The organism is Schinkia azotoformans LMG 9581 (assembly GCF_000307855.1).
GTDB lineage: Bacteria > Bacillota > Bacilli > Bacillales > Bacillaceae_J > Schinkia > Schinkia azotoformans.
This window is the reverse complement of the sequence record NZ_AJLR01000047.1, coordinates 15,676-27,923: the sequence shown is the minus strand read 5'-3', so window position 1 is coordinate 27,923 and position 12,248 is coordinate 15,676. Positions and strand designations below refer to the sequence as shown.

The window sequence follows — 12,248 nt, the reverse complement described above, 5'->3', positions numbered from 1 at the left end:
ACGTGTTAGTATCTTATAATTGGCTAAAAGACTATGTTGACATAAATGATGTATCAGCAGAAGAGCTTGCTGAGAAAATTACAAAAGCCGGAATTGAAGTTGAGCAGGTAGAGGTTTTAAATAAAGGCATCGAAGGCGTTGTTGTCGGCCATGTATTGGAATGCGTGAAGCATCCCGAGGCAGATAAACTTAATATTTGTCAAGTTGACCTTGGCGAAGAAGAACCGAAGCAAATTATCTGTGGTGCGCCAAATGTTGCCGCAGGACAAAAAGTAATCGTTGCTAAAATCGGGGCTGTTCTTCCTGGGAATTTCAAAATTAAAAAAGCGAAGCTTCGCGGAGAAGCCTCTAATGGTATGATTTGCTCCTTGCAGGAACTAGGGATTGAAACAAAATTCGTACCAAAAGAATATGCGACTGGAATTTTTGTTTTCCCATTTGAAGTTGAGGTTGGTACCGACCCACTAGAATATTTGAATTTAAATGATAAAGTGTTAGAGCTTAGCTTAACACCGAACCGTTCTGATGCATTAAGCATGTTAGGTGTTGCTTATGAAGTGGCGGCAATTTTAGCACGTGAAGTTAAACTGCCAAAACCAGTTATGAATGAAGTCAAAGAAAAGGCTGCAGATTATATTAAAATTACGATTGATGCAAAAGAAGATTGTCCCTATTATGCAGCTCGCGTAGTTAAAGGAGTAAAAATCGGTCCATCACCATTATGGATGCAAATGCGCTTAATGGCCGCTGGAATCCGTCCAATCAATAATGTTGTTGATATTACAAACTACATCTTAATTGAATATGGCCAGCCGTTGCATGCTTTCGATTATGATCGATTAGGTTCAAAGGAAATTCTTGTAAGACGTGCAAAACAGGATGAAAAGTTCGTAACTTTAGATGACCAAGAACGGACATTAAAGGCAGATCAGTTAGTGATCACGAATGGAACTGAGCCTATTGCCTTAGCTGGTGTGATGGGTGGAGCTAATTCCGAGGTGCATGATGGAACGGTTAATGTTTTAATCGAAGCCGCTGTCTTTAACGGTTTGACTGTTCGTAAAGCATCCAAAGATCATGGATTACGCAGTGAAGCAAGCGCACGTTTCGAAAAAGGAATCAATCCAGAACGTACAAAAGAAGCGGGTGATCGCGCAGCTGCATTAATGGCTGAGCTTGCGGGTGGAGAAGTGCTTGAAGGGGTTGTTGCTGCAGATTATTTACAATCAACAGCCGTTAAGGTTTCTGTATCAACAGAACGTATTAACCAAGTGCTTGGAACGAGCATTACAGCGGAAGAGGTCGCAAACATTTTTACTCGTTTACAATTTGAGTTTACTGAGGAAAATGGCAATTTTACAGTAACAGCACCGTCAAGAAGACGTGATATTGTCATTCCGGAAGATCTTATCGAAGAGGTTGCCCGTCTTTACGGCTATGATTTTATCCCAACTACATTGCCAGTTGGCGACTCTACACCGGGGAAATTATCACAATATCAGCAAAAACGCCGTAAGGTTCGGAAGTTTTTAGAGGGTGCTGGGTTGTCTGAGGCGGTAACTTATTCATTAACAAGCTCAGAACGAGCATTATTGTATAAGGATGATACAACAAAAGCAACGCCAATTCGTTTATCGATGCCGATGAGTGAAGAGCGAAGTACATTGCGTTTAAGCTTAGTTCCGCATTTATTAGAGGCTGTTGCCCATAATAATGCTCGTCAGCTTGATGATGTGGCTCTTTATGAAATAGGGAAGGTATATTTAATAGAAGATAAAATTGACAATGAACAGCCGAATGAAAGAGAGAACTTAGCCGGTGCCATTACAGGTCTTTGGCACTCCCATTCTTGGCAAGGAGAGAAAAAAGCTGTAGATTTCTTCGTTGCTAAGGGAATTCTTGAAGGTTTATTTGATGTATTAGGTTTGAATGAGCGGATTACATTTGAACAAGGCGGTAAAGATGGGCTTCATCCAGGACGTACTGCAATCATTAAACTTGATGGAGATTATATCGGTTTCGTTGGTCAAGTACATCCGGACGAACAGAAGGCACTTGATCTTGATCCAACATATGTATACGAATTGAATTTAGAAAAACTACTAAGAGCTGAGGTAAAGGCTATTAAATATGAGGCGATCCCTCGTTATCCATCGATTACTCGCGACATTGCTTTAGTTGTTGATGATAATGTGATTGCCGGCAATGTGGAAGCGGTTATTAAAGATGCTGGAGGAACATTGCTTAAAGAAGTTTCAATCTTTGACCTGTACCAAGGTGAGCATTTAGAAAAAGGTAAAAAATCACTGGCCTTCTCATTACGTTATTTCGATCCTGAAAAAACGTTAACAGATGAAGAGGTTTCTAAAGCACATGAAAAAGTGCTCCAAGCTGTTGCAGAAAAGCTTGGAGCAGTGCTAAGAGGATAATCCCCAAAAAAAGAGTTGAGTTTGCTATTGATGGCAAAACTCAACTCTTTTTTTGGGGGAGCTTCATTCTCCTAATCCTTCAGTTTTTAATGTGTCTTCTAATGCTTGAATTGCTTCTTCTTCATCAGTGCCATCCGTTGCGATCTTAAACAGTGCGCCCTTTGGCACACCTAATGACATCACGCCCATAATAGACTTTAAATTCACCTGTTTTTCGCCGTATTCAAAAGTAATATCACAGCTAAACCTGCTTGCAGTTTGAACAAGGGCAGTAGCTGGGCGGGCATGGATACCCGTTTCACAAGTTACTGTGAAAGTTTTCTCGATCATTTGATTGCTCCTTTCCAATAATAGCGTTTCCTTTGTCGACCAAAACGATTCTCATAGAAAATTATCAAATGAGCCTTAGCGAATTTGCGCCCAGATTTTTTCGAGCTTGCTCGAAAAACTACCTTCTTTAAAAATCTGAGGCATCCGCCGGAGGCTATAACTTTATTCAGTAGTGGTTGTAACCACTGAATTAAAATACTAATACGTATTCATCCCACTCCATATGGAAGGGGGGACTGCTACTGAATAAAGTTATTTAATGAGACGTTTTGCCTTATCAGTATTGGCAAAGTGTAATTTTGCCACTTTTGTTAAAGAGGCTTCACCATATTTTTTTATGAATTCCGCAGCTTTTTGATCAACCTTTGGACCCGCACCTTTTGGCAGTTCAAACCCTGCCATCTTGCTAAGCTTTTCAAATTCTTTAACAAATGCATATCTGGCAATAATCGATGCAGCGGCTACAGCAATATGAATCCCTTCCGCTTTTGTACTGAAGTAGACATTTTCACTGGATTTCCAAGGGATGCTCTTGCCTAATAGGTAATGGAAGAAAACGTCAGGCTGACAAAACTGATCAATTAAAATCCCGTCTACATTATTTTCGGACTTTACACGCGTAAGTACTTTACTGATCGCTTGGTTATGTAGCATTGCCTTTAGCTTGCCTTGATTCATTCCACTTTGTTCGAGTTCATTATATTTCGCATTTCTTAAAATTAATAAACTATGTGGAACGATCGGAATAATTTGTTCGGCAATCTTTGCGATTTGTGTATCATTTAAATCCTTCGAATCTTTAACGCCTAATTCCTTTAAAAGTTCAATTTTATCGTTGGATACATAGGCTGCCGTAACTGTAATCGGTCCGAAATAGTCTCCGGTCCCGACTTCATCCGAACCAATGATTGATAATTGACCAATATTGGGAGGTGGCGCATATCCTCCGGAATTAGCAGCAATATTCTTCTTTTTCGTGGATGAGGACTTTGAAGTGCTGCTTTGACTAGGTTTATTAGCGCCCCACTTTGCTGCTTCGATACTTGCTCCATTCCCTTGGAACAGCACTTTTCCAGAGTTATAGGCTGTGATCGTACAGCCATTGGGCTTGGCTACAAATACACTACCCGGTGGATTTTGCTTTGTTATCGCATTCTTATAATGCTCCTTCATTTTATAAATGGTATCCTTTGTAACGGTTAAAACCGTATTCGACATCGTTCATTCCCCTTTTTACGGATATGATTTTGAAAAGGTTTGTATTCATGGTATCATTATATAGATAATTCGTGCTATTTTAATACTATAGGGTGTATAAAGTTTATAGATTATAGTATAAGAAAAATTGAAAAGAAAGAGGAAAAAGCAAACAATGGTTGATTTAGTTTTACTTTTAGTCCTTGTAATCGGCTTTTTCATTGGCTTTAGAAGAGGGTTTATTTTACAGATTGTTTATTTTGTAGGGTTAATTGCGGCAATTGTTATTGCTTACTTATATTCCGACAATTTAGCTCCGTTTTTGAAACTTTGGGTACCATTTCCAGCTCCATCTTCAGATAGTGCATTCTCCATATTATTTGAATCCTTTGATGTGGAAGCTGTTTTTTATCGGGCTATTGCATTTGCGGTATTATTTTTCGGTACGAAAATTACGCTCCATATCGTCGGTTCGATGCTTAACTTTTTAGCAGATTTACCTATATTACGTACGATCAACGGTTGGCTTGGCGGTGCTTTAGGGTTTGTTGAAGTTTATTTGGTAGTTTTCATTATACTATATCTCGGTGCATTAACACCAATCGAGTCTGTTCAGTCCATTATGAGTGATTCTGTAATAGCAAAAGGGATTATCGAGCATACTCCCATTGTTTCGGGAAAAATAAAAGAGTTATGGGTACAATCCGATGCGTCGTACTTCTAACTTCTAACCTTATTAAGTCCTCCATGCCAAATGCATGGGGGTTTGTACTTTTAACCTTGAAATAGTCGAAAAAGTAGGTGATATCTATGGAGATCAATAAAAAAGATATAATTAAAACTTTAGAAATGATTGCTTTATATCTAGAAATAAAAGGTGAAAATCCGTTTAAAATATCCGCATATCGGAAAGCTGCCGCTGCTTTAGAAGCAGATGACCGCAGCCTAACTGACATTGATGATTTTTCAAAAATAAATGGGATTGGGAAAGGAACAGCAGCCGTCATTCAGGAGCTATTGGATACCGGGAAGTCAACTGTGCTCGAGGAACTGAGTGAGCAGGTGCCAAAGGGATTACTCCCATTATTAAATCTTCCGGGCCTGGGCGGTAAGAAGATCGCTAAGCTTTATCAAGAATTAAATGTAACGGACGCGCAGTCATTAAAAAAATGTTGCTTGGAAAACAAGGTACAAGCGTTAGCCGGTTTCGGGAAAAAGACAGAGGAAAAAATTCTGGCAGCGATTGAAGACTTGGGGAGCCGACCTGACCGTTTGCCGATATGGTATATGCTGCCGATTGCTGCGGCAATAGAAGCTCAATTAAGCACGATGAATGATGTTATCCGCTTTTCACGAGCAGGCAGTCTGAGAAGAATGAAAGAAACGATTAAGGATTTGGATTTTATTATTGCGACAACAAATCCAGCAGCTGTTCGGGAACAGTTATTGGGGCTTGAACATGTCACAGATATCATAGCTAGCGGGGATACAAAGGTTTCTGTTGTACTAAAATATGACTATGATGTATCGGTTGACTTTAGGATGGTGGAGCCTAAAAGCTTTGCAACAACACTACATCATTTCACCGGCTCCAAAGAGCATAATGTAAAAATGCGACAGCTCGCCAAAGAGCGCGGTGAGAAAATTAGCGAATATGGTGTTGAAGTGGTTGAAACAGGCGAGTTACAGACGTTTGATTCAGAGGAAGAATTTTTTCACCATTTTGGGCTACAATTTATTCCTCCGGAAATGAGAGAGGACCAGGGGGAAGTTGAAGCTGCTAGGGAAGGAAAGATTGCTCCGCTTACGGTTCGTGACATTAAAGGCGATCTCCATATGCATACAACGTGGAGTGACGGAGCCTATTCGATTCAAGAAATGGTGGAGGCAGCAAGAAAAAAAGGATATTCTTATATAGCAATAACCGATCACTCTCAATATTTAAAGGTAGCCAATGGCTTAACACCGGAGCGCTTGCGCGAACAACGAAAAGAAATTAACAGATTAAATGAATTATATGATGATATCACAATTCTTGCGGGTGTTGAAATGGATATATTACCGGATGCAACTCTTGATTATGATGATGAAGTATTAAAAGAAATGGATATCGTGATTGGGGCTATTCATTCGAGTTTTTCGCAGGACCGTGAAAAAATCATGAAGCGCCTCATTCAAGCGTTGGAAAGTCATCATGTTGATATCATCGCCCATCCAACCGGAAGATTAATTGGAAAAAGACAAGGCTATGACGTTGATTTAGAGATGTTAATTGAAATAGCGAAAAAGACGAATACCGCACTTGAATGCAACGCAAACCCATATCGGTTGGATTTATCAGCTGAATGGTTGAAAAAAGCACAAGATGCAGGAGTAAAGGTGGTAATCAATACAGATGCCCACCAAATCGACATGTTGGAGCATATGGAAATAGGAGTGGCTACGGCTAGACGTGGCTGGATCAAGAAAGAGAACATTCTAAATGCTTGGTCGATCGGGGAACTTAAGGAATTTTTAAACCGCAATCATTAAGTTGGTTGTACAGGAGGAAAGATTAGTGAATAAGCGTGTACTTCGCATATTAGAGTTTGAAAAAATTAGAGAAGCATTAATGAAACATGCCGCTTCATCATTGGGAAAAGAGAAGGCAGAAACTATATTGCCCTCCTTTGACTTTGAAGAAGTTGTTAAATGGCAAGAAGAAACCGACGAGGCAGCCAAAGTATTACGACTTAAAGGACAGGTCCCGCTAGGCGGCATTTTTGATGTTCGCCCCAGTTTAAAAAGAGCGCAAATTGGCGGTGATTTAAGTGCCAGTGAATTATTGGATATCGCGAGTACGATCTATGGCGGACGGCAAATCAAGAACTTTATAGAAGCAATGGTCGAAGATGGAGTCGAACTGCCAATTCTAAGCAGCTATATCGAGCAACTTACCACTTTAACGGATTTAGAGCGAAAAATAAAAAATTGTATTGATGACCATGGACATGTGATGGACGGTGCCAGTGATAAATTACGAAGCATCCGCCAAACATTGCGCTCAGCTGAATCAAGAATACGTGAAAAGTTAGAAAATATGACAAGATCGTCCAACGCACAAAAAATGCTGTCAGATGCGATTATCACCATTCGTAATGACCGATTTGTAATCCCGGTCAAGCAAGAATACCGCAGTGCATACGGAGGAATTGTCCATGATCAGTCTGCATCGGGTGCTACGCTTTTTATAGAACCGCAAGCTGTCGTTGAATTAAATAACACACTTCAGGAAGCACGGGCCAAAGAAAAACAAGAGGTAGAAAGAATCTTGCATGAACTTACTCTATTTGTTGCTGAAGATGCAGAATCCATGCTTCATAACGTTAAGATTCTAACAGAAATTGATTTTATGTTTGCAAAAGCATCCTTTGGCCAAAAAATAAAAGCCTCTATGCCGAAGATGAATAGGGAAGGCAGGATCAGATTATTTAAAGCACGCCACCCATTGATAGACATTAAACAGGTTGTACCTAATGATATAATTCTCGGAGAAGATTATTCAGCCATCGTGATTACCGGTCCTAATACAGGTGGTAAAACTGTTACTTTAAAGACGCTAGGCTTATTAACTTTAATGGCTCAAGCAGGATTACAGATCCCTGCTCTAGATGGGTCTGAAATGACAGTCTTTTCTTCCGTATTTGCCGATATTGGTGATGAACAATCGATTGAACAAAGTTTAAGTACGTTCTCCTCCCATATGACAAATATTGTTGAAATACTAAAACAGGTTGATGCAAACAGCCTTGTTTTGTTTGACGAATTAGGGGCAGGAACAGACCCTCAGGAAGGGGCAGCGTTAGCTATCGCCATTTTAGATGATGTCTATAACCGCGGTGCCAAAGTCGTTGCAACCACACACTATCCGGAACTAAAAGCCTATGGCTATAACCGTTCTGGTGTGATCAATGCAAGCGTTGAATTTGACGTTGAGACATTAAGTCCTACTTACCGCTTGCTGTTAGGGGTTCCCGGCCGAAGCAATGCCTTTGAAATCTCTAAACGATTAGGACTTTCACAGCATGTTATTGAAAATGCAAAAGGATATGTAAGTCAGGAAACAAACAAGGTTGAAAACATGATTGCATCGCTTGAAGAATCGAAGAAACAAGCAGAAGAAGAATGGTCTGAAGCGGAAGATATTCGGAAAGATGCCGAGCATCTTCACCAAGAATTGCAAAAACAAATCATTGCCTTCTACGAAGAACGCGATAAGATTTTAGAAAAGGCTGAAGAAGACGCAAAAGAAGCGATCGAGAAAGCTAAGGGTGATGCTGAAGCAATCATTAGGGATTTACGAAAAATGAAGTTTAATGCAGCCCAAGCTGTGAAAGAACATGAGTTAATTGAAGCTCGTAAAAGATTAGAAGAAGCTGTGCCAACCCTGCAAAAAAATAAAAAAATCGTCCAAAAGCAAAAGGCGAAACAAAAGCTTTTGCCTGGCGATGAAGTTAAAGTTGTAAGCTTAGATCAAAGAGGACATATTGTTGAACAGGTTAGTGAAGGTGAGTTTCAAGTCCAAATCGGTATACTAAAAATGAAGGTGAAAGAAAAAGATCTTGAATATATTAGCCGACCGACACCTGTTGCAACCAAGCCGCTGGCAACGATTAGGGGCTCAGAACATCATGTCAAACCTGAATTGGATCTTCGTGGTGAACGTTATGAGGATGCCGTCCTAATGGTTGAAAAATATATTGATGATGCACTACTTGCTGGTTATCCGAGTGTATCGATTATCCATGGTAAAGGAACCGGTGCCCTTCGTAAAGGGGTACATGACTTCTTGAAAAATCATCGACACGTAAAAGCCTATCGCCTTGGTGGCATGGCGGAAGGCGGCAGCGGAATGACTTATGTAGAATTAAAATAAGCGGAACAATAACCTTAATCCATTGATAAGGTTTCTAAGGGAGAGGTTGTTCATGAATAGTTTTTGGGAAAATAATTATGTGCTGACGGCAGCTAATTATAGTGTGGTTGTTTTATCGATCATTGTCTTCCTTTCTATTTTTGAGCTTGTAACTAAATATAAAAATATGGACGAAATCAAAAATGGAAACCTTGCTGTTGCAATGGCAACGGGAGGGAAAATATTTGGCATTGCCAATATATTTCGCTTTTCCATTCTGCATAATGATTCCTTGGTTACGATGCTTTTATGGGGATTATATGGATTTATTTTATTGTTAGTTGGTTATTTTATTTTTGAATTTTTAACTCCGAAATTTAATATTGATGAGGAAATTGAAAAAGGAAACCACGCTGTTGGATTTATTGCCATGATCATATCGATCGGATTATCGTATGTAATTGGTGCTGGTATCATGGCCTGATCGAAAAGAGGAGATGAGAAGGGTTGTTGGAGAGACTTGCTAAAATACTAATGATAGTATGTGCGCTATTTTTCATAATCGGATTATTTTATTGGATTTTTAATGCTTAAAAGACAAGAGGGGTGCCAGTTTAGGGCTGCTCCTCTTTTTTAAAAATTCGATAAATAATACTGATGTAGGAACAATATATTTTATAATAGAATCTGTAGAAAAAAGGGGGTTATTTAAATGGACGTGTTGCTTGAAAAACCATGGCTCGCTAAATACCCTACAGAAATTCCACACCATATTAATTATGAAGAAAAGCCATTATTCGCTTTTCTGGAAGAAGCAGCAATGAACGCACCCGAAAAAGTTGCCGTACATTTCCTAGGAAAAGAATTAACGTATAAAAAGCTTTATCTGTCATCCTTAAAACTTGCTAATTATATTAAAGGGTTAGGTGTCCGAAAAGGTGATCGTGTATCAATTATGCTGCCGAATTGCCCGCAAGCTGTAATCAGCTACTATGGAGCACTGCTTTCAGGTGCGATTGTAGTCCAAACGAACCCGATGTATACTGAGAGGGAATTGCAGTTTCAGCTCGTTGATTCCGGTTCAAAATGGATTATTTGTTTAGATCTCCTATATCCAAAAGTTGTAAAAGTGAAAGCATCTACAGAAATTGACCATATCATTGTGACGAGTATCAGTGATTATTTACCATTCCCCAAAAATTTAATCTACCCATTCATTCAGAAAAAGCAGCATGGGATCAAAGTACAAGTTACCCATGGCGAAAAAACACATTTATTTAAAAACGCCTTAAAAAACAGCAGTACGGAAAAAATTCCACTCGAAATTAATCCAAAACAAGACCTTGCTCTTTTGCAATATACCGGTGGAACGACAGGCCAGGCGAAAGGTGTCATGCTTACCCATTATAATCTCGTCGCCAATACGACGATGTGTATCAATTGGATGTACAAAATGAAAAAAGGGGAAGAGCGAATATTAGGTATTCTCCCATTCTTTCATGTATTCGGGATGACAGTAGTTATGAATTTAGCCATCATGCATGAATCAAAGATGATATTACTACCACGATTTGATGTAGAAGATACTCTTAAAACGATAGAAAACCAAAAGCCCACTATATTTCCGGGGGCTCCAACGATTTTTATCGCCCTCTTGAATCACCCTGATATCGTAGATTACGACCTTTCTTCCATTGATTCCTGTATTAGTGGATCTGCCCCGTTGCCGATTGAGGTCCAAGAGAGCTTTGAAGAAATTACGGGAGGGAAACTGGTTGAGGGCTATGGTCTAACAGAAGCGTCCCCGGTTACACATGCGAACTTTTTATGGGACATCCGGCCTAGAGTCAAAGGAAGTATTGGTGTGCCGTGGCCGGATACTGAAGCATTTATTCTTTCTTTAGAAAAAAACGGACCGGCAGAACCAAATGAAATTGGGGAAATCGTCATTAGAGGACCGCAAGTCATGAAAGGCTATTGGAACCAAGACGATGAAACTGCAGCCAGTTTCTTTGAAGGGGAGTGGCTATTAACCGGTGACCTTGGCTATATGGATGAACAAGGCTATTTTTACATTGTTGACCGCAAAAAAGATATGATTATTGCTGGAGGCTTTAATATTTATCCACGTGAAATAGAAGAAGTCCTATATGAACATGAATCGATTAAAGAAACAGTAGTCGTTGGTATTCCTGATCCTTACCGTGGTGAAACTGTTAAAGCGTATGTTGTTTTAAAAGACAATGAGTCAGTAACGGAGGAGCAGTTAGAAAGACATTGCCGAGAATATCTTGCGGCCTATAAAGTACCAAAGATTTTTGAATTTCGAAAGGAGCTGCCTAAAACAGCTGTTGGAAAAATAGTAAGACGTGTATTAGTGGAAGAAGCTAAAAAACAAACCTGAACAACTAAGTTGTTCAGGTCCATTCCGAATTGTTGGAATATTGACAGTTTTACGACACTACATTAAAATTGAGTATGAGTGATGAGATTTAATCATTAAATGTAAATAGTAGAAACTCTAGGGATGGGGAGGAATTACATTAATGGGCTTTTTTACTGTACAAATTGAAGAGAAGGTTGCTACAATTACTTTAAACAGACCTCCTGCAAACGCTTTAGCAACACAGGTTTTGAAAGAGCTTTCAGTTGTATTGGATGAAATGGAAGCAAACGAAGATGTTAGAGTCCTCTTAATGAAAGGTGAGGGCAAATTCTTCTCAGCAGGTGCTGATATTAAGGAGTTTACAGAAATTGAAACAGCGCAGGACTTCCAAGAGTTGGCACAAAGGGGTCAACAAATTTTTGATCGCGTTGAGAACTTTTCCAAGCCTGTTATTGCAGCAATCCATGGTGCTGCTCTTGGCGGTGGATTAGAGCTTGCGATGTGCTGTCATATTCGCTTAGTAGGTGAAAATGCGAAGCTTGGTCTGCCAGAACTACAGTTGGGCTTAGTTCCAGGGTTTGCTGGGACACAACGATTGCCTCGTCTAGTTGGCATGCCGAAAGCAGCGGAGATGATGTTTACAAGTGAGCCAATTTCGGGAAGACAAGCTGCCAAACTCGGACTTGTAAATCATGCTTATCCTGAAGAAAGTTTATTTGATGAAGCAAATAAACTAGCGAAGAAGATTGCAGTTAAAAGTCCAATTTCTTTGAAAGCAGCGATTGAATTACTCCAGTATGCAAAAGGTAGTTTATTCGAAAAAGGTGTAGAAAAGGAAGCAACACTGTTTGGGGAAGTATTTGTTTCAGAAGACGCAAAAGAGGGAATTAATGCATTCCTTGAAAAACGTAAACCAGAGTTTAAAGGACGCTAGATTTGGGTTGCTATCGACAAAAAATGAGCGATCGCTCAGGCGATGTGACAGGATATACACTATAGGGAGGGAAATTTG

Annotated in this window: 9 protein-coding genes; 7 read left to right on the top strand and 2 right to left on the bottom strand. The window is 39.7% G+C overall.

The genetic code is table 11. From position 1 onward, the window contains the following. Positions 1-2 precede the first annotated feature (2 nt). Positions 3-2,429: a phenylalanine--tRNA ligase subunit beta gene (gene pheT, locus BAZO_RS08580; protein WP_003331023.1), complete on the top strand. Its 2,427-nt coding sequence runs from the start codon at positions 3-5 to the stop codon at positions 2,427-2,429. Positions 2,430-2,492: 63 nt separating this feature from the next. Here the strand turns inward: pheT and BAZO_RS08575 are convergent, their stop codons facing one another. Together BAZO_RS08575 and rnhC are read right to left on the bottom strand one after the other, a co-directional pair. Continuing rightward, positions 2,493-2,759, bottom strand: coding sequence for a phosphocarrier protein HPr (locus tag BAZO_RS08575; RefSeq protein WP_003331022.1), 267 nt, complete (start codon positions 2,757-2,759; stop codon positions 2,493-2,495). A gap of 252 nt (positions 2,760-3,011) precedes the next feature. Then, positions 3,012-3,977 (bottom strand): ribonuclease HIII, encoded by a 966-nt coding sequence (rnhC, locus tag BAZO_RS08570; RefSeq protein WP_003331021.1) that lies wholly within the window; start codon positions 3,975-3,977, stop codon positions 3,012-3,014. Between the two features lie 154 nt (positions 3,978-4,131). Here rnhC and BAZO_RS08565 point away from each other — a divergent pair, with 154 nt between their 5' ends. From BAZO_RS08565 to BAZO_RS08540, 6 genes are all read left to right on the top strand, one after another. Further along, the gene (locus tag BAZO_RS08565) at positions 4,132-4,680 is read left to right on the top strand and encodes a CvpA family protein (RefSeq protein WP_003331020.1); all 549 of its coding nucleotides are present in this window, start codon (positions 4,132-4,134) and stop codon (positions 4,678-4,680) included. Between the two features lie 86 nt (positions 4,681-4,766). Further along, positions 4,767-6,488, top strand: a complete 1,722-nt coding sequence (polX, locus tag BAZO_RS08560) for a DNA polymerase/3'-5' exonuclease PolX (protein ID WP_003331019.1) — start codon at positions 4,767-4,769, stop codon at positions 6,486-6,488. A gap of 25 nt (positions 6,489-6,513) precedes the next feature. Continuing rightward, the gene (locus BAZO_RS08555) at positions 6,514-8,871 is read left to right on the top strand and encodes an endonuclease MutS2 (protein ID WP_003331018.1); all 2,358 of its coding nucleotides are present in this window, start codon (positions 6,514-6,516) and stop codon (positions 8,869-8,871) included. A gap of 52 nt (positions 8,872-8,923) precedes the next feature. Continuing rightward, on the top strand, positions 8,924-9,334 hold the full coding sequence (locus BAZO_RS08550) for a DUF350 domain-containing protein (protein ID WP_003331017.1): 411 nt from the start codon (positions 8,924-8,926) through the stop codon (positions 9,332-9,334). 228 nt (positions 9,335-9,562) lie between these two features. After that, positions 9,563-11,254 (top strand): long-chain-fatty-acid--CoA ligase, encoded by a 1,692-nt coding sequence (locus BAZO_RS08545; RefSeq protein ID WP_003331016.1) that lies wholly within the window; start codon positions 9,563-9,565, stop codon positions 11,252-11,254. A 142-nt stretch (positions 11,255-11,396) separates the two neighbouring features. Next, entirely contained in the window at positions 11,397-12,170 is a 774-nt protein-coding gene (locus BAZO_RS08540; protein WP_003331015.1) for an enoyl-CoA hydratase, read from the top strand. The last annotated feature ends 78 nt before the right edge of the window (positions 12,171-12,248 follow it).

Excerpts from the sequence above, each read along its gene's own strand:
- BAZO_RS08575 (WP_003331022.1), bottom strand. The coding sequence starts at position 2,759 with ATGATCGAGAAAACTTTCACAGTAACTTGTGAAACGGGTATCCATGCC.
- rnhC (WP_003331021.1), bottom strand. The coding sequence starts at position 3,977 with ATGTCGAATACGGTTTTAACCGTTACAAAGGATACCATTTATAAAATG.
- BAZO_RS08565 (WP_003331020.1), top strand. The coding sequence starts at position 4,132 with ATGGTTGATTTAGTTTTACTTTTAGTCCTTGTAATCGGCTTTTTCATT.
- polX (WP_003331019.1), top strand. The coding sequence starts at position 4,767 with ATGGAGATCAATAAAAAAGATATAATTAAAACTTTAGAAATGATTGCT.
- BAZO_RS08550 (WP_003331017.1), top strand. The coding sequence starts at position 8,924 with ATGAATAGTTTTTGGGAAAATAATTATGTGCTGACGGCAGCTAATTAT.
- BAZO_RS08545 (WP_003331016.1), top strand. The coding sequence starts at position 9,563 with ATGGACGTGTTGCTTGAAAAACCATGGCTCGCTAAATACCCTACAGAA.
- BAZO_RS08540 (WP_003331015.1), top strand. The coding sequence starts at position 11,397 with ATGGGCTTTTTTACTGTACAAATTGAAGAGAAGGTTGCTACAATTACT.